The organism is Rhodococcus sp. NPDC003322 (assembly GCF_053589555.1).
This window is the reverse complement of record NZ_JBSFSC010000001.1, coordinates 1,123,744-1,145,117: the sequence shown is the minus strand read 5'-3', so window position 1 is coordinate 1,145,117 and position 21,374 is coordinate 1,123,744. Positions and strand designations below refer to the sequence as shown.

The window sequence follows — 21,374 nt, the reverse complement described above, 5'->3', positions numbered from 1 at the left end:
GGAAACACACATGACGGCAACCGAAGAACTCACGTACGAATCGACCTCCCGCTTCGCACAGGTCCGACCGGACCTGAAGCTGCACTACCACGAGGCCGGCGTCGGCAACGGCCCGACGATCGTGCTGCTGCACGGTGGCGGCCCGGGCGCCTCCTCCTGGTCGAACTTCTCCAAGAACATCCCCGTCCTCGCCGAGCGCTTCCACGTGCTCGCCGTCGACCAGCCGGGCTACGGCAAGTCCGACAAGCCCACCGAACACCCGCAGTACTTCGTGCACAGTTCCTCGGCACTGAAGGACCTGCTCGACACCATCGGCATCACCGATCGCGTTCACCTGCTCGGCAATTCGCTCGGCGGCGGTGCAGCGGTGCGGTTCGCGCTCGACTACCCGGACCGGGCCGGTCGGCTCGTGCTCATGGGCCCGGGTGGCCTGAGTGTCAACCTCTTCGCTCCCGACCCGACCGAAGGTGTGAAGAACCTCGGCAAGTTCAGCTACCAGCCGACCCGCGAGAACCTCGAGGCGTTCCTCCGGATCATGGTGTTCGACCAGTCGCTGGTCACCCCGGAACTGGTCGAGGAGCGGTTCGCCGCGGCGAGCACCCCGGAATCCCTGGCCGCGGCGAAGGCGATGGGCAAGTCCTTCTCCAGCGGAGAGTTCGAAAAGGGCATGCTCTGGCGCGAGGCGTACAAGCTGCGCCAGCGCGTGCTGCTGATCTGGGGCCGCGAGGACCGGGTCAACCCGCTCGACGGCGCCCTCGTGGCGCTGAAGATGATCCCCCGCGCGCAGCTGCACGTGTTCGGCGGCTGCGGGCACTGGGCGCAGCTCGAGAAGTTCGACGAATTCAACCGTCTTGCAACCGACTTCCTTCTCGATGGAGGCAACTGATGAGCATCCGCTCCCTCGCGTACCTGCGCATCGAGGCGACCGACATGGCCGCCTGGCGTGATTACGGGCTCAAGGTGCTCGGGATGGTCGAGGGCAAGGGTTCCGACCCCGAGGCCCTGTACCTGCGCATGGACGACTACCCGGCCCGCCTGGTCATCGTCCCCGGCGAGCGCGACGGCCTCTACGCGGCAGGCTGGGAGTGCGCGAACGCCGAAGGGCTGCAGGAGATCCGCGAACGTCTGGCCAAGGCCGACTGGGAGTTCGAGGAGGGCACCAAGGAGGAGGCGGCCGAACGCAACGTCGTCGAGTTCATCAAGTGCAAGGACGCCTCGGGGTCGCGGCTGGAGATCTTCCACACCATCGCACTGCAGCACCGGCGCATCGTGAGCCCGTACGGTCACAAGTTCGTGACCGGTGAGCAGGGACTCGGGCACGTGGTGCTCGCGACCAAGGACGACGAGGCGGACCTGCAGTTCTACCGTGACGTGCTCGGGTTCAAGCTGCGCGACTCGATGCGCCTGCCCCCGCAGGTGGTCGGACGCCCGGCGGACGGCGACCCGGCATGGCTGCGCTTCCTCGGCTGCAACCCGCGGCACCACAGCCTGGCGTTCGCTCCACTGCCGAACCCCAGCGGCATCGTGCACCTGATGGTCGAGGTGGAGAACTCCGACGACGTCGGCCTGTGCCTCGACCGCGCGCTGCGCAAGAAGGTCAAGATGTCCGCCAGCCTCGGCCGGCACGTCAACGACCTGATGCTCAGCTTCTACATGAAGACGCCCGGCGGCTTCGACGTCGAATTCGGTTGCGAAGGACTCGAGGTCGAGGACGACACCTGGATCGCACGCGAGTCCACCGCAGTGAGCCTGTGGGGGCACGACTTCACGGTGGGATTCAAGTAATGAGCCCCGAGAAGGCGACGGTGCCCGACAGCGGCATCGACCCGCGCCAGTTCCGGACCGTCCTCGGTCAGTTCTGCACCGGCGTCACGATCATCACCACCGCAGACGACGGCGCGCCGGTCGGGTTCGCGTGCCAGTCCTTCGCGGCACTGTCGCTGGACCCGCCGCTGGTGCTGTTCTGCCCGACGAAGGAGTCGCGGTCCTGGGCGGCGATCGAGCGGACCGGAAAGTTCTGCGTGAACGTCCTCGCCGAGGAGCAGCAGGAGGTGTGCGCCCGCTTCGGGTCCCGTGAACCGGACAAGTTCGCGGGCATCGGCTGGACGGCCTCGCCGCTCGGGTCGCCGATCATCGACAACTCGCTCGCCCACATCGACTGCACCGTCGAGACCGTGCACGACGGCGGCGACCACTACGTCGTGTTCGGTCGGGTCTCGTCGATGAGCGAGATCAAAACCGAACGGCCGCTGCTGTTCTACCGTGGTCAGTACACCGCCATCGAACCGGACAAGACCGTGCCGGCGCCCTGGCGCGACGACCTCGAGGCGTTCCTCACCACGACGACAGAGGACACCTGGCTCTAGGGCCACCGCATACCCGGAGGGGCGACAAGGGGCCCGTCCGCGCGACCTTCGCGCGGGCGGGCCCTTTTGGTGTTCACCGGTCACCCGTCGTACTCGACCTCGAGGGACTCCGTGCGGGGGAGTGCCTGACACGCGAGGATGTAGCCGTCGGCGAGGTCGTCCTCCTCCAGCACCCGGTTGTCGACCATCTCGACCCGGCCCGCGGTGAGCCGGCACTCGCACGCCGCGCAGACCCCTTCCGTGCAGGAGGATGGGACCACGATCCCGTTGGCGTCGAGCACCTGGAGCAGACGCTGATCGGCAGGCCAGGACAGGGTGTGCGTCTGGCCGCCCTTGCGCACCACCACGGTGGAGACGGGTCCGTCCCCTGTGGCCGCCTGCGGCGGGGTGTCGTCGACGGCGAACGGGTCGGCTGCGAGGGAGGTGAACCGCTCGATGTGCAGCTTCTCCCGAGGAAACTCCATTTCCGTCAGGGCTTTTCGGGTGCAGTCCATGAACGGTTGCGGCCCGCACACGAAGACCTCGTCGAAAGCCCACGCGCGGAAGCGCTGAACCAATTGGTCGGTGGTGGGCAGCCCGTCGTCGGTCTCGATCCAGTGCTCGACCGTCAACCGCTCGGGATGACGTGCACACAGCTCGCGCAGTTCGGCGTCGAAGATCACCGAGCCCTCGTCGCGGTTGGCGTAGAACAGCACGATCTCACCCGTGCCGCGGCCGAGCACCGACTTGAGGATCGACATGATCGGTGTGACGCCGCTGCCGCCGGCGACGAGCAGGTAGCGAGCGTCGAGGCCGCGCGGGGTGAACACGCCCGACGGTTCGAGGACCTCGATCTCGGTACCCCGTCGGACGTTGTCGCACAACCAGTTCGACCCGAGGCCCCGGTCGACTCGTTTGACCGTGATCTTCAGGTCCTCGTCGAGGTCGGGTGCGCTGGCGAGCGAATAGCAGCGGGCCTGCGTCGTGCCGGGAATGCGCAGCGTCAGGAACTGCCCGGGCCGGTAGGCGAACCGCTCGCGCAGCGTGGCGTCGACCTCGAAGACCACGGATCGGGCGTCGCGGGTCTCCTCGATCACGTCGCTGACGCGGAGGCGGTGGATCGTCGGTGCGGGCATGGTCTCGGTGCTCCCCGTGCGTTTCGGCCGGCTTCCGGGTGAATGTCCCGTTCACCCGGACTGGACAGGTGTCTGGACTGTAGTCTGGCACGCGTTGGGAAGCAATGGTGCCGTGGGAGCGGACGCTGTGGGCCGACGGCCCGGGACACGAGGAGAGGTGGGAGATGACGACCGAAGCGGGGCGGCACCTGGCCGGACGCGGCGCGGTGGTGACGGGGTCGAGCAGGGGGATCGGACGGGCCGTGGCGCACGCCCTCGCGGCGCAGGGAGCCGGGGTGGTGGTCAACGGTCGCGATGCCGCGGTCGCGCAGCAGGTCGCCGACGAGATCCGGGCCGCGGGCGGCAACGCGGTCGCGGTCGCCGGGGCGGCGTCGTCCCGCGCGGTCGCGCAGGAGCTGGTCGACACCGCTCTGGGCGAGTTCGGAGACATCGACATCCTCGTCAACTGTGCCGGCGTCGCCGAGCCTCCCGGGTCGTCGATTCTCACCGTCACCGACGACGAGTGGGACGCCCTGCTCGATGCGCACCTGACGACCGCGTTCCGGACGTGCCGGCTGATCGCCCCGCTGATGGCCGAGCGCGGTTCCGGCGCCATCGTCAACACGAGTTCGTTCGCCTACCTGGGCGACTACGGGGGCACCGGCTATCCGGCGGGCAAGGGGGCGGTCAACAGCCTGACCATGGCGATCGCCGCCGAACTCGCCGGCTCCGGGGTACGCGCGAACGTGGTCTGCCCGGGTGCGCGGACGCGCCTGTCGGAGGGCGAGGAGTACGAGCAGCACATCGAGGAGCTGCACCGGCGGGGGATGCTCGACGACGCGTCACGGTACGGTTCGCTCAACCCGGCACCGCCCGAGTACGTGGCCCAGCTGTACGCGTTCCTCGTCAGTGACCTCGCCAAGGGCGTCAGTGGTCGGATCTTCGTCGGTTCGGGCGGATTCGTCGGTCGCTTCGACCGCCCGACCCCGACGGTGCTGGCCTACCGCGACCACAACACCGAACCGCCGTGGGGGCTGGAGGAACTCGCGGGAATGCTCTAGGTCCGCTCCGCAGCGCGTGCGTGGTGTGCGAGTCCAGAGGCTCGCACCACGCACGCGCACCGAAGGTGCCTCAGACGTCGAATTCGGCGGAGGTGCCGGTGAACGGGGTGATTGCGCCGCCTGCGTCCCTGCTGTCGCCGAAGTGCTGGATCCGGTACCGCCCATTCGGTGTGCCGTCCGGAACGTCCCACGTGATGCGGGCGACGGAGGCATTCGAACCCTCACGGCGCCAACGATATTTGGTGGACCAGTCGCCGTCGTCGGCGTGCCGGACCCATCGGCCGCCGTCGAGTCGCTGCACCTCGAGGAAGGTACCCCCGCGGTGCAGGTCGTTCTTCGGGTGCCCGGTGACGAACTCGGCGACCACCTGGGCGCCCGCCTCCGCCCGCGGAGCGGGCTGCACGAGAACGTCGCCGAACTGCCGTCCCGCGGGCGGGGCGTCCGCCGGGACGCCCGGGCCGAAGCTGGGCTGGAAGCCGGACAGGTCGCGGGGCGCGGGGCCGCGCGGGACCTCGGTGCCGGTGCGCATGGCTGTCGCGAGCTGGGCGTAGCCCTGCTGATAGGCGGGAAGTGTGTTGCGGCCGAAGAGGGTCGAGCCGCCCTCGTACTGCTGCGCCTCGTACTCCTCCGGGGTGGTGCAGTAACTCGAGTAGGAGTTGGCGTACCCCTGGAAGATGACGTTCTCGAGCGGAACGCCGAGTTCCTCCGCGACCGTGCGACGGATCCGCAGCCCCGACACGATGGTGAACTCGGCCGGTCCGCCGACCACGTAGATGTCGCCGATCCGGATGATCTGGATCTTGAGCACGTGCGGAACCCAGCCGTCCGGCGGCAGCAACCCCACCGCCGCCAGCACGAGCTTGGGGGCCTGCGCGTCGGCGAGCCAGTCGGGCACCGGTGCGTTCATGCCGCCGAGAGCGTCGACGACCGGGTTGCGGGTGCCCTCCGGGAAGATCGGGATGGCCGGACCGTCCTCGGTGCTGCCCGCGCTCATCGCCGCGCCGACACAGGCCGGAGCGGTGCGGCGCTGCTTGCCGTCCGGGGTGAACCGGCCGTCGACGACCTGGTTCGCCATGTCCAGGTACATGATCCGGCTGTCGACGGTGGCAGCTTCCATCGGTTCGGCGGCGGCGAAGGCGGTGCGGGCGGCCGCCACCTGGCGCTCGCCGATGATGCGGGTGTTCTCGAACTCGTCGTCGGTCGGCCCCTTGCCGGGCTCGAGACGCAGGTTCGGGGACATGTCGCCGGAGTTGGTCTGCGGGAAGGCCGCCACGAATCCCGGTGCGCCGTCCAGGTACCGGACGCCCTCGACGTCGTGTTCCCAAAAGTACGCGGCGGCGCCCTTGTTGTCGCCCGAGATCAGGTAGTTCTCGTTGGTCAGCGACGCGCAGTGGGTGGCGAACCAGTTGATCGCACCGACATCCGTGCCGCCGCGGCTGATCCGGATCGTCCGCATCGAGGTGTCGATGCCGAGCGGGTAGTAGTCCCTGTCCCGCTGCGGGTTTCGATCGAAGGCGACTCGCGAGCGGTTGACGCTGGCATCGGCGAGTTCGCTGCGGCCGTACGCGACGGTGCCCGGCGCGAGGTTTGCGTGCGCCGCGGTGATCGCGTCGACGATGCCGTCCACCTCGGCATGGAAGGTCAGGGGCTGGAAGCCGAGAATCGCGAGGTTGTACGCGTAGTCGTGGGACGCGCCGCCGCACGCGGCATGAGAGTGGACCGCGGTGAGCATGACGTTGCGCTCGGTGTAGATCCCGCCGAACGCGGTGTGCAGGCGGCGCAGGACCTCGTCGTGCACGGACTGGAACACCATGCAGGTGTCGACACACACGTAGACGACGCGCCCGTCGGCGGCGTCGGCGAAGACATAGGCCCGGGCCCTCGTGCGCTGGTGCAGGCCCTGCGCGACCTGCTCGAAGCTGGAGTAGCCCATCATGCCGTTCTCGGCGACGGGCCCGGTGACGTCCGCGATGCCGACCCCGACCCGGAGGCCGGACCCGCCGGGGGCGGTGCGAACGGGCGCGCCGGCGGCAGGCCCCGCGGACAGGGCCGCGATGACGGGCGTGGCGGCGGCTCCGGCGAGCACGCTGCGTCGACTGATCTTCACTACGGAAATCCTTTGCGAGGGCGTCGAAATGAAACCTGGTCAATCGTCCAACTTGGAGTTCACACGATCGCGCCGCAATTGGCAAGACCCGCGCAGGGCCTTCTGTACCGATTCCTGTCGGGCTACCATGAGATCGCCAGGAAGATCGCAGTCGGGGAACCAATGGGTGCACGCTCCCGGCGACGTGATGTCGCGCGGAAAACGGGGCTGTGCGGGCGACTTCTGGAATTCTGCCGCCGGGTTCCCGGCTGAGGGTCGCTCACAATCGTGCTCGCTCGCGGGCACGATGCACGCAACCACGAGGCAGGAATTGTCATGGCCAAGACGTTGAAGACCGACGAATCGATTGACATCAATCGCCCGCTCCCGGAGGTGTTCGAGTTCCTGTCGAACCCCGAAAACGTGCTGGTGTGGAACAGCAATCTGGGCAACTACGAGCTGGTCTCGGGCGCCCCCGACGAGGTCGGGGCCGTGTCGTCCTTCTCGGTCAAGGTCGCCGGGGTCCGGCTGGAGATCACCGAGGAGCTGAGCGCGTACGAGGCGAACAAGAGGATTGCGTTCCGGTCGAAGGAGTCGAAGATCGGCTACACGCGCGAGTTGGACTTCGCCGCCGCCGACGGCGGGACCCGGGTGTCGTTCCGCATGGAGGCCGAGGGCGGCACCGGACTGTTCAAGTTCGCGGACCCGATCGTCCAGAAGCTCTACGGCCACGACGTCCGTGGCAGCCTGCAGAACGCCAAGACCATTCTGGAATCTTAGCTATTGCAAGGATATTGCGTCGCCGAACTCCATCCTCAGGTCGGGAATGGAGGTGGTCATCAGCGCCCGCCGCGGCAGTTCGAGCGCGCGCAGTTCGTCGGCGATCGGATGCGAACCCAACGTCAGTTCGGCCCCGCCGAGGCGGGTGCGGACTCCGCTCGGGTTCCACTCCCAGTCGGTGCAGCGCGTGACACCGTCGAGATGTGAGTACGCCTGCATCGTGGTGCTCGATGCCCGGTCGGGTGTTCTGAAGCCGGGCTTGACCGCCAGGTCCGCGATCAGCCGGCCGTCCTGGCTGACCGACGCGTGTTTGACGTCCGAGGAGTGATCGGCGCGGAAGTCGGCCAGCACCTTGGGGAATCCCCAGATCCCGCGGCCGGCGGCGAGCGTGAAGTCGCCGTCGACGGGCAGGTGGTGGATCAGGGCGCCGGAACGGCCCTTCGCGAGTGCAGTCAGATCGGTGAGGGTGGATCCTCCGCTCGCGCGGTGGTCGCGGACCATGAAGACCACGCCGAATTCGTTGTACGGACCGAGATCTCCGTCGACGTAGTCGACGAAGACCAGTGCGCACAGTCCGCGGCCTGGCCGGAACTGCAGGATCTGCAGGCCGGTCGGGTCGATCAGTCGCTGTGCCGCCGCGGTCGGCACCGAGTACATCGCCATGAACGCGGTCGCCTGCCGCACCCGCACCGGCATCTCGACCTGCTGTCCGAGCACGTCGTGGGTGGTCACGGCGCCACCACCCCGCGCAGGCCGTCGGCGCCGAAGACCTGTTCGAGCATGGAACTGAAATCCGGTCCGCGGCGCAGCATCTGGCCTCCGTCGACGTTGATGATCTGCCCGGTGATCCAGGTGGACTCGTCGCCGAGCAGGAAGCGTGCGAGTCGGGCGATGTCCTCGGGCTCCCCGATCCGGGGCAGGGGGGTGCACGCCTGGTAGTCCTCGAGCAGTGGTCCGCCCTCGGTGATCAGGGCGACCAGATCGGTTCGGGTCAGACCGGGGCGGATGCAGTTGACGCGGACGTTGCTCGCGCCGAGTTCGTCGGCGCCGAGTTGGACGAGGTGATCGACGCCCGACTTCGAGACGCCGTAGGCGCCGAACCAGCGGTGGGTGTTGCTGCTCGCGATCGACGAGATCGCGACAAAGGAACCGCCCCCGCCGCGGACGAGTTCGCGGGCCGCGTGCTTGAGGGTGAGCATGGTGCCGGTGACGTTGAGTTCGACGGTGCGACGCCACGCGTCGACGTCGATCTGGGTGACCGGGGCGATGGTCTCGTTGCCGCCTGCGCAGGCGACCGCGCCGTCGAGTCGGCCGGTGACCGCGGTGGCCGCCGCGACCGCCCGCGCGATCTGGTCCTCGACGGTGACGTCGGCGGCGTGGTGGGTGATCGAGCCGCCACGCTCCGGGGTGATCGTCGCCTCGGCCGCGGCGAGTTTGTCCTCGGTGCGTCCGACGATGGTCACGTGGGCGCCGGAGCGGGCGAGCAGGTCCGCGACCCCGAGGCCGATCCCACTACCGCCGCCGGTCACCAGGATCGACTTGCCCTGCAGGTCGCCCGAGCCGTTCGTGTCCACGCGCACTCCCCTCGCATCGGTGGAACCTGTTCTACCACCGTGACCCGTTTCCGGACATGGTTTGCATCGGAAAGGCATACGCTTCGGACCGAAGCGTGTCGAGAGCGGACCGAGGGGACGGGCAACGATGCGACGACCCGACATCGAACTGGTCGACGGGCGGTTCTACGCCGGGGAGTTCGGCGACCCGAGGCAGGCGTATGCCTGGATGCGCGCACACGAGCCGGTGTTCCGGGACCGCAACGGGGTGCCCGCCGCGGCCGGCTACGCCGCGCTCATCGCCGCCGAGCGTGATCCGGGGCTGTTCTCCAACGCCGGCGGCATCCGTCCGGAGACCGGCCCCTTGCCGCAGATGATCGACATGGACGACCCCGAGCACCTGCAACGCCGCCGACTGGTCAACACCGGTTTCACCCGTAAGAAGGTCGAGGCGAAGATCGAACGGATCCGCGAGATCTGCGATCAGTTGATCGATGCGGTCTGTGAGCGGGGGGAGTGCGACTTCGTCGCCGACCTCGCGGCGCCACTGCCGATGGCGGTGATCGGAGACATGCTCGGCGTCCGCCCCGAGGACCGCGAGACCTTCCTGCGCTGGTCGGACGATCTGGTGAAGGCGTTGGGAAGCAACGCGACCGAGGACCAGCTGAAGGCGATGATGGACGCGTACGTCGCATTCAACGACTTCACGTTCCGCACCATCGCCGAACGGCGCCAGGAACCGTCCGACGACCTGATCAGCGTCCTCGTGCAGGCCGAGATCGACGGACAGCGCCTCGACGACCAGGAGATCGTGAACGAGGCGCTGCTGATCCTCATCGGCGGCGACGAGACCACCCGCCACGTCCTGAGCGGCGGCATGGAGCAGTTGATGCGGCACTCGGATCAACGAGATCGGCTGGTCGCGGATCCGTCCGGCCTGCCGCTCGCGATCGAGGAGATGCTGCGGTGGGTGTCCCCGATCAAGAACATGGCCCGCACCGTCACCCGGGACACCACCTTCTTCGGCGCCGACCTGAAACAGGGCGAGAAGATGCTGCTGCTGTTCGAGTCCGCGAACTTCGACGAGTCGGTGTTCGACGACCCCGACGTCTTCGACACCCGACGAAACCCGAACCCGCACGTGGCCTTCGGATTCGGCACCCACTTCTGCCTCGGAAACCAGCTTGCCCGTCTCGAGGGCAAGCTGATGTTCGAGCGCCTGCTCGAGCGCCTGCCCGACATGGCCCTCGCAGGGAGCGACCCGCTGCCGCTGCGGCCGGCGAACTTCGTCTCGGGACTCGAGGAGCTGCCGGTGAAGTTCACCGCGGCGGCGCCGACCGGATAGGCACCCTGCCGCTACGCCGGGGCGCCGAGGTTCATCTCGTCGGGGTGGAAGCCGACCCTGGCACCGTTGTCGAGAGTCGCGATCTCGGCCAGGTCCTGCTCGGTGAGAGCGAAGTCGAACACGTCGATGTTCTGTGCGATCCGGTTGTCGTGCACCGATTTCGGGATGACGATCAGCCCGTTGTCCAGATGCCAGCGGATGAGGACCTGTGCGGGCGACTTGCCGTGGCGCTCACCGACGGCGGTGAGGACGGGATTGCCGAGCAGCGTGTTGGGCTTGGACGCGTCGCCCCACCCGGAGTTGCTGGTGCCGCCGAGGGGGCTCCACGACTCGACCGCGATGCCGTGCTGCGACGCGAACGTGCGGATCGCGTGCTGGGGGAGATGCGGGTGCAGTTCCACCTGGTCGACCGCGGGCAGCACGCCCCCGCGGTCGACGAGCTCCTGCAGGTGGTGCGGTTCGAAGTTGCACACCCCGATCGCCTTGGCGCGCCCGGACTCGGCGATCTTCTCGAGTGCGTCCCAGGTGCGCAGCCGGGTGTCCCTGTTCCGCAGCGGCCAGTGGATCAGGTAGAGGTCCACGTAGTCGAGACCGAGGCGGGACAGGCTCGCGTCGAACGCGGCCAGCGCGGGTTCGTGGCCCTGGTCGGAGTTCCACAGCTTGGTGGTGACGAAGAGGTCCTCGCGGGGCACCGAGGAGCTCGCGATGCCGCGGCCGACACCCTCCTCGTTGCCGTAGGCGGCGGCGGTGTCGACGTGCCGGTAGCCGGCCTCGTCGAGCGCGAAGCGGACGGCGCGCTCGGTCTCGTCGTTCGCTGCCTGCCAGACGCCCAGGCCGAGTTGGGGGATGACGGTTCCGGAATTCAGGGTGATCTCGGGAGTGGTCATGGATCCAGGCTAGGTGTGCCGGCGGCATGTGGCGTCGCGGCCCGAACGGCAGGGCCGCCTCGCCGGGCTGGGATCATCGAGGGGTGACGCGAATCAGATTGGTGGCCTCCGATCTCGACGGGACCCTGCTGCGGTCCGACCGAACGGTCTCTCCGCGCACGGCGCGGGCGATGGCCGCCGCGCGTGACGCCGGCGTCGAGGTGGTGTGGGCGACGGCCCGCGCCAGGCACTCGGTCGACGCGCTGGCCCGGTCCTGCGGGTTCCGTGGGGAGGCGATCTGCGCGAACGGCGCGGTCACCCTCGACCTGGCCGACGGCAGCCCCGAGATCACCGGCACCGTCTCGATCGAGGTCACCGCGGCCCTCGCGGCGATGGACCGCGTGCGCACCCTCGTCCCTGGCGCGGTGTTCGCCAACGTCGGGCCGACGACCTTCGTGGCCGAACCCGAGTACGCGGCCCTGTGCGACTACACCGACCACCATCGGACCCCGGACGAGATGATCCTCGAGGAGCGGTTGCCGCGGATGGCGGAGCCGATGGTCAAGATCGTCGCCCGGCATCCCGAGGTGCCCGGCCACGAGCTGTACCGGCTCGCGGCCGCGGCCGGGGTCGACGGTGTCGAACTGACCCACTCGGGTGCCCCGTACATCGAGATGGCGGCGACCGGGGTGTCGAAGGCCAGCGCCCTCGCCCGGCTGTGCGACGCGCGAGGTGTCTCGGCAGCGGAGGTTGCCGTCATCGGGGACGCGGTCAACGACGTGCCGATGCTGAGCTGGGCCGGTACCGCGCTGGCGCCCGCGAACGCACTGTCCGAGATCCTCGAACTCGCCGATCGGGTGCTGCCCTCCAACGACGAAGACGGGGTCGCGCAGTTCCTCGAGGAGATCGTGGATCTGCAGGGCTGACGGTCAGGCGGCGATCGGCGCGAGCACCGCTGCGGCGACTGCCACGAGCATCAGGACACCTGCGGGCGCGATGGTCTTGTCGTTTGCGCGCACGTGCATGACGATCGCGCCGAGGAAGTAGGCGACGACGCCGATCGCGGCCGCGAGGCCGAGCGGCCACCAGAACAGGCCGGCGATCAGACCTGCCGCGCCGGCGAGTTCGGCGACGGCGAGCATCCACATCTTGTCGATGGGGAAGCGCACGTTGGTCATGGACTCGACCTGTTGGGGGTTCTTGCCGAGCTTGCCCACGGCGGACATGGTGAGGACGAGGGCCAGCAACACGGACACGATCACGACAGCGATGAACACGGGTGACTCCTGGGGGCAGTGCCGCACTCGTCGCGGACACCTTCGAAAAAGCTAGTGACATCGAGAAAGCTAGCTCACTTCGAAAAAGCTAGCAACTCTCGGCGTTGGAGTCGATTGGTAGGGTGGGGGAATGCAGAGGGACGCTGAGCACCACGAGCCCCGGGCATGTGACGCCGGGCTGAGTCAGGCGTTCAAGTTCCTCGGGAAGCGCTGGAACGGGGTGCTGATCGGCACCCTCGTGCAGGGCCCGGCAGGATTCTCCGAGCTCAAACGGGCCGTCGCCGGGATCAGTGACTCGGTGCTCTCCGAGCGACTGGCCGAGCTCACGGCCGCGGGCTTGGTGCAGCGCACCGTCGACGACGGGCCACCGGTGACCGTGGTGTATCGCGCGACCGAGGCCAGCGAGGCGCTGATACCGGCACTCGACGCCATCGCGACCTGGGCGCGAGACAACCTGAAGGGCGCGTGACTTCTCAGTCGGACGTCGGGCGATCCGCCCACATGTGGGACAGCAAGCGGTGACTGGGGATGTCGTCGAGCGACACGAGTGACTCGTAGATTCGCGCGTACGAGGTGCGGGTGATTCGCCAGCGGCCGTCCCGGTCCCGCCGGTAGTCGTCCCGGTAGTACCCGGCACCACGGATCAGGCTCCTGGCGTCGGGGACGATCACGGTGTCCTCGAAACACCAGGACCCGGACGCAGAGTTGCCCGTCACGGTGATCTCCGGGTGGCTGGCGACGTGAACCGTCGTGATCGACGGGCCGAGGGTCCGACGCATGAACCCGGCCAGCGCCTCGCGTCCCTCGAACACCAGCGGATCGGCGAGCGCGTGCGTGCCGTACTCGCCGACGACGTCGTCGGCGAGGGTGTCCGCGAACTCGTCCCAGAGCTTCAGGTCCAGGGTCCGGAAGTACCGGTACTTGAGCTGGCGGATGTCTTCGAGAGCGCCCATGTCCATGCGCGGAGCATGACACCGGCCGTTCCGGTGATGTGCGCTTTTCGCCGATTCCGGGAACGCGAGAGCCGTCGTCCCGGTCCGGAAACGCGGGCGGGGGAGCAGGTTTGGGGCTCGCGGGGTGTGAGACCCCGCGAGCCCGTCGACCTGTGCGGGCAGGCTCGCCGTCGACTTATGCGGGCAGGCCCGCGAGCGACTCCATCTCCTTGATGAACTCCTCCGGCTGCCCGAACAGCTGCGAGCTGCCGTGCGCGCGCTTGAAGAACAGGTGCGCGTCGTGTTCCCAGGTGATCGCGATGCCGCCGTGCAGCTGGATCGCGTCACCGGTGATCGCGTTGAACGCCTCCGAGCAGTACGCCTTCGCGACCGCGGCGTCCGCGGCTGCCGACGGCAGGCCCTCGCTCAGCGAGTACACCGCCGCGTACGACGCCGACCGCGCCGTCTCGACCAGGAAGTACAGGTCCGCCATGCGGTGCTTGAGAGCCTGGAAGCTGCCGATCGCGCGACCGAACTGGACGCGGTCCTTGCTGTAGTCGACCGTCATCTGCATGCAGCGCTCGGCGGCGCCGACCTGCTCGGCAGACAGCGCGACGATCGCGATGGTGCGCACGCGCTCGAGCGCCGCCGTCGCGTCACCGGCGGTGAGCCGGACGGCCGGGACGGAAGCGAACTCCACCAACGACATCGGACGGGTCAGGTCCATCGTCGGCAGCCGGCGGCGGGCGACGCCGTCGGCGGACGGGTCGACCTCGAACAGCGCGATCGCGCCGTCGACCGACGCCGCCACGATGAGCACGTCGGCGTGTGCACCGTCGAGCACGTAGTGGGCAGCACCGGAAACGGTGTAACCGTCGGCGTCGTTGCCGGCAGCCGTGCACGCGACATCGTCACTGCGCCAGTGGCCCTCGGGGCCCACCCAGCAGAGGGCGGCGATGGACGATCCCTCGGCGATGCCGGGCAGCAGGCGCTCGCACGCCTCCGTGTTGCCGGTCGCGAGGATCGCCTGCGCGGCCAGGACCGCGGAGCCGAACATCGGCGACGGCGTCAGCGCAGCGCCGAGCTCCTCGAGCACCAGGTGCTGCTCGACGAGGGTGGCACCGAAGCCGCCGAACTCCTCCGGGATCGCGAGCGCCGCGACACCGACCTGCTGGCACAGCACGTCCCACAGGCCGCGGTCGAACGCCTCGCCCGACTCGAGCGTCTTGCGCAGCGCAGCCGCGTCGGCGCGCTTGGCCAGCAACTGGGCAACCGTCTTGCGGAGTTCGATCTGCTCCTCCGCGAACACTCCGACCCCACTCACAGCGCGCTCGCAATCCGTGCGCGGTGTGCGGAGGCGGTGCCCCACGCGGACTGCAGGGCCCGCGTCTTCGTCAGCCACAGCGACAGGTCGCACTCGAGGGTGTACCCGATGGCGCCGTGGACCTGCAGCGCCTTGCGGGACGCCAGGTAGGCGGCGTTCGCGGCGGCGACCTTCGCGGCCGAGACGTCGCGGGCGATCGTGTCCGCACCCTCGGCGATGGAGATCGCCGCGCCGTACACCAGCGGGGTCGCCATCTCGACGGCCACGAGGGCGTCGGAGAGGTGGTGCTTGACGGCCTGGAAGCTGCCGATCACGCGGCCGAACTGGGACCGGTTCTTCGCGTACTCGGTGGCGGTCTCGATCATCGCGTGGCCGGCGCCGATCAGCTGCGCGGAGGCGGCGAGGACCGCGAGGTCGTACGCCTTCTCCGCGGCCGCGACGACGTCCGCGCCCTGCGCGAGTGTCTCGACCGACTCGACCTCGAACAGGCGCCGGGCCGGGTCGACCGACTCGAGCTGCGTGGTCGCGCGGACCAGCTCGAGGGTGTCGCCGGAGACCCGCAGAACCGGGTCGGCCAGGTCGGCGTCGAGGGCCCGCGGGGTGGACGGCTCGAGCACCAGCGACGCCAGCGAGGTGCCCTCGGCGATGCCGGGCAGGAAGCGCTTGGCGAGCTGCTGGTCACCCAGCGCCGACAGCAGGGCCGGGACGGCGGCGGCGGTTTCGAGGATGGGGCCCGGCACGGCGGCGCGGCCCAGCTCGATGAATGCGACGGCCAGATCGGCGGGGTGCGCGGCGATGCCGTCGAACTCCTCGGGCACGGCCAGCGCGGTCACGCCGGTCTCGGCCAGCTGCTGCAGCAGCTCGAGGCCCGCGGCGGTGTCGTTCTCACCCCACGACCGGACGACGGCCGGGGTGTTGGCGTTGGCGAGCAGTCCGCGGAGGCTGTCCGCGAAGTCGCGCTGCTCGGTGGACAGGGAGAATTTCATCGATCCGCCTTCGGGAGTCCGAGCAGACGCTCGGCAACGATGTTGCGCTGAATTTCGTTGGTGCCGGCGTAGATCGGGCCGGACAGCGAGAACAGGTACCCGTCCTGCCACTTGCCGGCGAGCTCGCCGTCGGCGCCGAGCAGGTCGAGGGCCGTCTCGTGGATCCGGACATCGAGCTCGGACCAGAAGATCTTGTTGATCGAGCCCTCGACGCCCAGCGGGACGCCCTCGAGCATGCGGGTGACGGTGCCCCAGGTGTGCAGGCGGTACGCCTCGGCGCCGATCCACGCGTCGACCACGCGGTCGCGGGCGGCGGTGTCGGTGTCCTCGGCGTTCGCCTTCCACACCTCGATCAGCCGATCCACCGCGGACATGAAGCGGCCCGGGCTGCGCAGCGACAGGCCGCGCTCGTTGCTGGCGGTGCTCATCGCGACGCGCCACCCGTTGTTGACCTCGCCGACGACGTCGGTGTCCGGGACGAAGACGTCCTCGAAGAAGATCTCCGCGAAGCCGGGCTCGCCGTCGAGCTGCGGGATCGGGCGCACGGTGACGCCGTCCTGGTTCAGCGGGAACATGAAGTACGTCAGGCCCTTGTGGCGCTGCGCCTCCGGGTCGGTGCGGAACATGCCGAAGCCCCAGTCGGCGTACGTGGCGCGCGAGCTCCACGTCTTCTGCCCGTTGAGGATCCAGCCGCCCTCGGTGCGGCGGGCCGTCGAGCGGATGCCCGCGAGGTCACTGCCGGCCTCCGGCTCGGACCACGCCTGCGCCCAGATGTCGTCGGCGCGGGACATGCGCGGCATGATTCGCGCGAGCTGCTCCTCGGTGCCGTGCTCGAACAACGTCGGCGCGAACAGGAAGATGCCGTTCTGGCTGACGCGGCCGGGGGCGCCGGCCTTGTAGTACTCCTCCTCGAAGATGATCCACTCGATCATCGACGCGTCGCGGCCGCCGAACTCCGTCGGCCATGCGACGGTCGACAGGCGGGCGTCGGCAAGCTTGTGCTCCCACTCGCGGTGGGCCTCGAAACCCTCCGCGGTGTCCATCGACGGCAGCGGCTCCGCCGGGACGTTGGCAGCGAGCCATTCGCGCACTTCCAGCTGGAAGGCGCGGGCCTTTTCATCCAGTTCGAGATCCACTATTCCGCCTTCGCTTTCATACTGTTGACGTCCATTCCGCCCAGGGAGTCCCTACCCACCTCGGCGTTGTGCGCATGGGCAAAGTGGTGCAGGCCGAACACCGAGTCCATACCGGCACGCTGACCCATCAGGTCCTCGCACTGGTTGACGGCCTTCTTGGTCAGTGCCAGACCGAACCGCGGCATCTGCGCGACGCGAGCGGCCAGCTCACGGGTCTCGGCCTCCAGGTCGTCGCGCGAGACGACCCGGTTGACCATGCCCACCTCGTACGCGCGCTGCGCGGTGAAGCGGTCGCCCGTGAAGAGGATCTCCTTCGCGAACCGCGACCCCAGCACCCAGGGGTGGGCGAAGTACTCGACACCCGGGATGCCCATCCGGACAACCGGATCCGAGAAGAACGCGTCCTCCGAGGCGACGATCAGGTCGCAGCACCAGGCGAGCATCAAACCACCGGCGATGCACGCGCCGTGGATCTGCGCGATCATCGGCTTCGGCATCTCCCGCCAGCGGCGGCACATGCCCAGGTACACCTCGGTCTCGCGGGCGAAACGCTGGTCGCCACCCGGCTTGCCGAGGTGGTCCCACCACAGGGCGGCCTTGTTCTCGTAGTGCACGTGATGGTCGCGGCCCTGCGTCCCGATGTCGTGGCCGGCGCTGAAGTGCTCGCCGTTGCCGGCCAGCACGATCACCTTCACGTCGTCGTCCTCGACGGCCCGCTCGAATGCGGCGTCGAGGGCGTACGTCATCACCGAGTTCTGCGCGTTGCGGTAGTCGGGACGGTTCATCGTCACGTACGCGACGTGGTCGCGGACCTCGTAGGTGACGACGTCGCCCTCGTCGGGGAGGGCCCCGGCCTCCGTGTCGCTGACGGTCATGGTCATGCCTTCCCCTCACGGAGGTCGTTCTTGAGCACCTTGCCGGACGGGTTGCGCGGCAGGCCGTCGACGATCCGAACCTCGCGCGGAATCTTGAAGCCGGCCAGGCGCTCCTTGCAGAACGCGATGACCTCGTCGGCGGTCAGGGTGGCGCCGGGCTTGACGACCACGTAGGCGCGCCCGACCTCGCCGGCCCGCTCGTCGGGAATGCCGATGACGGCGGCCTCGGTGACGGAGTCGATGCGTGCCAGGGTGTTCTCGACCTCGGCCGGATACACGTTGAAGCCGTTCGTGATGTACATGTCCTTGAGCCGGTCGGTGATGTCGAGGTAGCCGCGCTCGTCCAGGACTCCGACGTCCCCGGTGTGCAGCCAGCCGTCCTCGTCGATCGTCTTCCGCGTCGAGTCGGGGTCGTCGAGGTAGCCGAGCATGATGTTCTCGCCGCGGACCAGGATCTCGCCCTGCTCGCCGATCCTGACCTCCATGCCGGGGATCGCGCGGCCGGACGACGTCGACACGGTGACCGGGTCGTCGTCGGTGCGGCACATCGTCACCACGACCGCCTCGGTCTGGCCGTAGGCGGTGATGACGGCGTCGTAGCCCAGTTCGGCCTGCATGCGCTCGACGAGCACCACCGGAACTGCCGCCGCGCCGGTGATCGCGACGCGCAGGCTCGACAGGTCGTAGTCGCCGCGGGTCGGGAAGTCGAGGATCGTCTGGTGGATCGTCGGGGCGCCCGGAAGCACGCTGATCTTCTCGTCGGCGATCATCTTCATGATCGTGGGGACGTCGAACACCGCGGCGGGCACGATCGTCGCGCCGCGCAGGATGCACACCATGAGTCCGGCCTTGTAGCCGAAGGTGTGGAAGAACGGGTTGATGACCAGGTAGCGGTCCTTGTCGTCGACCTCGGCGCAGTCGGCCCACGCGTCGGCGATCCCGACGGTCTGGCGGTGCGCGGTCATGACGCCCTTGCTCTTGCCGGTGGTCCCGGACGTGAACAGGATGTCGGCGACGTCGTCGGGGGAGACGGCGCGAGCGCGGGCGTCGGCCTCTTCCGCCGAGACGGGCTCGGCGGCCGCGGTGATCTGATCCCACTCGAGGATCTCGCCACCCGGGAACTCCGTCGTCGGGGCGCCGGAGGCCGGATCGTCCGACGGGGTGCGCACCACGAGCTCGAGTGTCGGGATTCCGCCCTCGCCCGCGGCCTTGAGGACGTCCGCCAGACGATCGGCCTTGAGGAAGCGATCCGGCACGACGAGGACCTTCGCCTTGGTGCGCTCGAGGATGTCGAGGGCCTCGTGGCCGGTGTAGCGGGTGCTGATCGGCACCAGCGTCGCACCGGCGTACTGGGCGGCCAGGAACGCCTCGACCCAGTGGTAGGTGTTGGGCGCCCAGACCGCGACGCGGTCGCCGGCCTGGACACCCTTGGCCATCAGCGCCCGCGCGGCGGTGCGCACGCGGTCGAGCAGTTCGGTGTAGGTGATGCGCTCGGATCCGTCTGCAACGGCCTCGTTCGACCCGAATTGTTCAGCGGCGCGCCACAGCGTGGCCGGGGTCGTCCGGGGCCCGGTGGTCACATTCGTGCTCACAATCTCTCCTCAACGAGGCGGAACCTCTATACAAAGCAAGTGCTTGGTAGGGTACCGTATCGCTGTGGACGTTAGCCAGGGTGAGAGCGAGGCCGCCGACGCGGCATTCGCCAAAGAAGTACGCGAATGGCTCGAAGAGAACCTCTCCGGGAAGTTTGCCGAGCTGAAGGGCCTGGGTGGGCCGGGGCGTGAGCACGAGGCGTTCGAGGAACGCCTCGAGTGGGATCGCCACCTGGCCGCCGCAGGCTGGACCTGCCTCGGGTGGCCGAAGGAGTACGGCGGACGCGAGGCGACGCTGAGCCAGCAGATCATCTTCCATCAGGAGTACGCGCGTGCGAACGCACCCGCACGCGTGAGCCATATCGGTGAGGAGTTGCTAGGCCCGACGCTCATCGCGTTCGGCACCGAGGAGCAGAAGCAGCGCTTCCTGCCGGGCATCAAGACCGTCACCGAACTGTGGTGCCAGGGCTACTCCGAGCCCGGCGCCGGCTCCGACCTCGCGAACGTGTCGACCACCGCGCGCCTCGAGGGCGACCAGTGGGTCGTCAACGGCCAGAAGGTCTGGACGTCGCTCGCGCACCTGGCCGACTGGTGCTTCGTCGTCGCGCGCACCGAGCCGGGTTCGTCCCGCCACAAGGGCCTGTCGTACCTGCTGGTTCCCATGAACCAGGAGGGCATCGAGGTCCGCCCGATCATCCAGCTGACCGGCACCTCCGAGTTCAACGAGGTGTTCTTCGACAACGCCCGCACCGACGCGGACCTCGTCGTCGGCGGCGAGGGCAACGGCTGGGCCACCGCGATGGGCACGCTCACCTTCGAGCGCGGCGTCTCGACCCTCGGCCAGCAGATCGGCTTCGCCCGTGAACTCGAGTCGATCGTCGAACTGGCCGAGCGCAACGGCGCGGCCAAGGATCCCGCCATCCGCAACAAGATCTCCCGCGCCTGGATGAGCCTGCAGGTCATCCGCGCCCACGCGCTGCGTACGCTCGCCAGTGTCGACGCGAGCGCCAACGGCGGCGAGGCGTCGGTCGCCAAGCTGCTGTGGGCCAACTGGCACCGCGGCCTCGGCGAACTCGCCATGGAGGTCCAGGGTGCGGCCTCGCTGGTGGGCGTCGAGAACACCGAGCCCGGCGAGGAACTGAACGATCTCCAGCGCCTGTGGCTGTTCACTCGCGCCGACACCATCTACGGCGGATCCAACGAGATCCAGCGCAACATCATCGCCGAGCGGGTGCTCGGCCTTCCCCGAGAGGCACGCCCGTGACCGCCACCATCAAGTCCCCGCTCTCCGTCGCCCCCGAGGAGATCGAGGGCCACAACCTGCTCAAGGGCAAGAAGGTCGTCGTGACCGCCGCCGCAGGCACCGGCATCGGCTTCGCCACCGCCCGCCGCGCGCTGCTCGAGGGTGCCGACGTCCTGGTCTCCGACTTCCACGAGCGCCGTCTCGGCGAGACCGTCGAGAAGCTGTCGGCCGAGTTCGGTGGCCAGCAGATCGAATCGTTCGTGTGCGACGTCTCCAGCACCGAGCAGGTCGACGCGCTGATCGCCGGTGCCGCCGAGAAGCTCGGCCGCATCGACGTGCTGGTGAACAACGCCGGTCTCGGCGGCGAGACCCCGATCGTCGACATGACCGACGAGCAGTGGGACCGCGTCGTCGACATCACGCTGACCAGTACCTTCCGCGCGACCCGCGCCGCGCTGCGGTACTTCAAGAGCGTCGAGCACAACGGCGTCCTGGTGAACAACGCGTCGGTCCTGGGCTGGCGTGCGCAGCACTCGCAGTCGCACTACGCGGCCGCGAAGGCCGGCGTCATGGCGCTGACCCGCTGCTCGGCGATCGAGGCCGCCGAGTACGGCGTCCGGATCAACGCCGTCGCCCCGTCCATCGCCAAGCACCCGTTCCTGGCGAAGGTCACCAGCGACGAACTGCTCGACACCCTCGCGTCCCGCGAGGCGTACGGCCGGGCCGCCGAGGTGTGGGAGATCGCCGCGACCATCGCGATGCTCGCCAGCGACTACACCACCTACCTGACCGGCGAGATCGTCTCCATCTCCAGCCAGCGCGCCTGACGCAACGGGGGTCCGCGCCGCGCCATCTTCC

General features: G+C 68.8%; 22 protein-coding genes. 10 read left to right on the top strand and 12 right to left on the bottom strand.

Annotated elements, in window-relative coordinates; all coding sequences use genetic code 11:
* Nucleotides 1-10 precede the first annotated feature (10 nt).
* Genes hsaD through hsaB form a run of 3 tightly spaced genes read left to right on the top strand, consistent with a single transcriptional unit; the run spans nt 11 to nt 2,366 of the window.
* Nucleotides 11-886, top strand: coding sequence for a 4,5:9,10-diseco-3-hydroxy-5,9,17-trioxoandrosta-1(10),2-diene-4-oate hydrolase (gene hsaD, locus ACWDUM_RS05405; RefSeq protein WP_450112261.1), 876 nt, complete (start codon nt 11-13; stop codon nt 884-886).
* Nucleotides 886-1,785: an iron-dependent extradiol dioxygenase HsaC gene (gene hsaC, locus ACWDUM_RS05400; protein WP_450112260.1), complete on the top strand. Its 900-nt coding sequence runs from the start codon at nt 886-888 to the stop codon at nt 1,783-1,785. The genes hsaD and hsaC overlap by 1 nt, the downstream gene beginning before the upstream one ends.
* On the top strand, nt 1,785-2,366 hold the full coding sequence (gene hsaB / locus ACWDUM_RS05395) for a 3-hydroxy-9,10-secoandrosta-1,3,5(10)-triene-9,17-dione monooxygenase reductase subunit (protein WP_450133153.1): 582 nt from the start codon (nt 1,785-1,787) through the stop codon (nt 2,364-2,366). The genes hsaC and hsaB overlap by 1 nt, the downstream gene beginning before the upstream one ends.
* Before the next feature lie 80 nt (nt 2,367-2,446).
* Here the strand turns inward: hsaB and ACWDUM_RS05390 are convergent, their stop codons facing one another.
* The gene (locus tag ACWDUM_RS05390; RefSeq protein WP_450133152.1) at nt 2,447-3,481 is read right to left on the bottom strand and encodes a 2Fe-2S iron-sulfur cluster-binding protein; all 1,035 of its coding nucleotides are present in this window, start codon (nt 3,479-3,481) and stop codon (nt 2,447-2,449) included.
* A 164-nt stretch (nt 3,482-3,645) separates the two neighbouring features.
* Between ACWDUM_RS05390 and ACWDUM_RS05385 the strand changes: the two genes are divergently transcribed.
* Nucleotides 3,646-4,521: an SDR family NAD(P)-dependent oxidoreductase gene (locus ACWDUM_RS05385; RefSeq protein ID WP_450133151.1), complete on the top strand. Its 876-nt coding sequence runs from the start codon at nt 3,646-3,648 to the stop codon at nt 4,519-4,521.
* 70 nt (nt 4,522-4,591) lie between these two features.
* Here ACWDUM_RS05385 and ACWDUM_RS05380 read toward each other — a convergent pair whose 3' ends face one another.
* Nucleotides 4,592-6,628 (bottom strand): neutral/alkaline ceramidase, encoded by a 2,037-nt coding sequence (locus ACWDUM_RS05380; RefSeq protein ID WP_450133150.1) that lies wholly within the window; start codon nt 6,626-6,628, stop codon nt 4,592-4,594.
* A gap of 315 nt (nt 6,629-6,943) precedes the next feature.
* On the opposite strand from ACWDUM_RS05380, the gene ACWDUM_RS05375 reads away from it, so the two are divergent.
* Entirely contained in the window at nt 6,944-7,387 is a 444-nt protein-coding gene (locus tag ACWDUM_RS05375) for an SRPBCC family protein (protein ID WP_450133149.1), read from the top strand.
* Here the strand turns inward: ACWDUM_RS05375 and ACWDUM_RS05370 are convergent, their stop codons facing one another.
* Both ACWDUM_RS05370 and ACWDUM_RS05365 read right to left on the bottom strand, forming a co-directional pair.
* Nucleotides 7,388-8,119, bottom strand: a complete 732-nt coding sequence (locus tag ACWDUM_RS05370; RefSeq protein WP_450133148.1) for an acetoacetate decarboxylase family protein — start codon at nt 8,117-8,119, stop codon at nt 7,388-7,390.
* Nucleotides 8,116-8,961: an SDR family oxidoreductase gene (locus ACWDUM_RS05365; RefSeq protein ID WP_450133147.1), complete on the bottom strand. Its 846-nt coding sequence runs from the start codon at nt 8,959-8,961 to the stop codon at nt 8,116-8,118. The genes ACWDUM_RS05370 and ACWDUM_RS05365 overlap by 4 nt, the downstream gene beginning before the upstream one ends.
* 127 nt (nt 8,962-9,088) lie before the next feature.
* Between ACWDUM_RS05365 and ACWDUM_RS05360 the strand changes: the two genes are divergently transcribed.
* Nucleotides 9,089-10,285 carry a cytochrome P450 gene (locus ACWDUM_RS05360; protein WP_450133146.1) on the top strand — a complete coding sequence of 399 codons (1,197 nt, stop codon included), beginning with the start codon at nt 9,089-9,091 and terminating at the stop codon, nt 10,283-10,285.
* Between the two features lie 11 nt (nt 10,286-10,296).
* On the opposite strand, the gene ACWDUM_RS05355 is transcribed toward ACWDUM_RS05360, so the two are convergent.
* Nucleotides 10,297-11,172: an aldo/keto reductase gene (locus ACWDUM_RS05355; protein ID WP_450116862.1), complete on the bottom strand. Its 876-nt coding sequence runs from the start codon at nt 11,170-11,172 to the stop codon at nt 10,297-10,299.
* 83 nt (nt 11,173-11,255) lie between these two features.
* On the opposite strand from ACWDUM_RS05355, the gene ACWDUM_RS05350 reads away from it, so the two are divergent.
* Nucleotides 11,256-12,077 carry an HAD family hydrolase gene (locus tag ACWDUM_RS05350; RefSeq protein WP_450133145.1) on the top strand — a complete coding sequence of 274 codons (822 nt, stop codon included), beginning with the start codon at nt 11,256-11,258 and terminating at the stop codon, nt 12,075-12,077.
* 3 nt (nt 12,078-12,080) lie between these two features.
* Here ACWDUM_RS05350 and ACWDUM_RS05345 read toward each other — a convergent pair whose 3' ends face one another.
* Nucleotides 12,081-12,428 carry a DoxX family protein gene (locus ACWDUM_RS05345; RefSeq protein ID WP_450133144.1) on the bottom strand — a complete coding sequence of 116 codons (348 nt, stop codon included), beginning with the start codon at nt 12,426-12,428 and terminating at the stop codon, nt 12,081-12,083.
* Between the two features lie 130 nt (nt 12,429-12,558).
* Between ACWDUM_RS05345 and ACWDUM_RS05340 the strand changes: the two genes are divergently transcribed.
* A complete protein-coding gene (locus ACWDUM_RS05340; RefSeq protein WP_450116865.1) occupies nt 12,559-12,897 on the top strand; it encodes a winged helix-turn-helix transcriptional regulator in 339 nt (112 codons plus the stop codon).
* 4 nt (nt 12,898-12,901) lie between these two features.
* Here the strand turns inward: ACWDUM_RS05340 and ACWDUM_RS05335 are convergent, their stop codons facing one another.
* The 6 genes from ACWDUM_RS05335 to ACWDUM_RS05310 all read right to left on the bottom strand — a co-directional run bounded on the left by ACWDUM_RS05335 (nt 12,902) and on the right by ACWDUM_RS05310 (nt 19,261).
* Nucleotides 12,902-13,387, bottom strand: a complete 486-nt coding sequence (locus tag ACWDUM_RS05335; RefSeq protein ID WP_450133143.1) for a nuclear transport factor 2 family protein — start codon at nt 13,385-13,387, stop codon at nt 12,902-12,904.
* A gap of 169 nt (nt 13,388-13,556) precedes the next feature.
* Complete coding sequence (locus ACWDUM_RS05330; protein WP_450116867.1) at nt 13,557-14,684, bottom strand: acyl-CoA dehydrogenase family protein; 1,128 nt, start codon at nt 14,682-14,684, stop codon at nt 13,557-13,559.
* Nucleotides 14,681-15,670 (bottom strand): acyl-CoA dehydrogenase family protein, encoded by a 990-nt coding sequence (locus ACWDUM_RS05325; protein ID WP_450133142.1) that lies wholly within the window; start codon nt 15,668-15,670, stop codon nt 14,681-14,683. Before ACWDUM_RS05325 ends, ACWDUM_RS05330 begins: the two co-directional genes overlap by 4 nt.
* Complete coding sequence (locus ACWDUM_RS05320; protein WP_450116869.1) at nt 15,667-16,806, bottom strand: acyl-CoA dehydrogenase family protein; 1,140 nt, start codon at nt 16,804-16,806, stop codon at nt 15,667-15,669. The genes ACWDUM_RS05325 and ACWDUM_RS05320 overlap by 4 nt, the downstream gene beginning before the upstream one ends.
* A complete protein-coding gene (locus ACWDUM_RS05315) occupies nt 16,806-17,681 on the bottom strand; it encodes an enoyl-CoA hydratase (RefSeq protein WP_450116886.1) in 876 nt (291 codons plus the stop codon). The genes ACWDUM_RS05320 and ACWDUM_RS05315 overlap by 1 nt, the downstream gene beginning before the upstream one ends.
* Before the next feature lie 2 nt (nt 17,682-17,683).
* Nucleotides 17,684-19,261, bottom strand: a complete 1,578-nt coding sequence (locus tag ACWDUM_RS05310; RefSeq protein WP_450133333.1) for a FadD3 family acyl-CoA ligase — start codon at nt 19,259-19,261, stop codon at nt 17,684-17,686.
* A gap of 76 nt (nt 19,262-19,337) precedes the next feature.
* On the opposite strand from ACWDUM_RS05310, the gene ACWDUM_RS05305 reads away from it, so the two are divergent.
* Complete coding sequence (locus ACWDUM_RS05305; RefSeq protein ID WP_450116870.1) at nt 19,338-20,537, top strand: acyl-CoA dehydrogenase family protein; 1,200 nt, start codon at nt 19,338-19,340, stop codon at nt 20,535-20,537.
* Nucleotides 20,534-21,343, top strand: coding sequence for an SDR family oxidoreductase (locus ACWDUM_RS05300; RefSeq protein WP_450133141.1), 810 nt, complete (start codon nt 20,534-20,536; stop codon nt 21,341-21,343). Before ACWDUM_RS05305 ends, ACWDUM_RS05300 begins: the two co-directional genes overlap by 4 nt.
* Nucleotides 21,344-21,374: the final 31 nt, after the last annotated feature.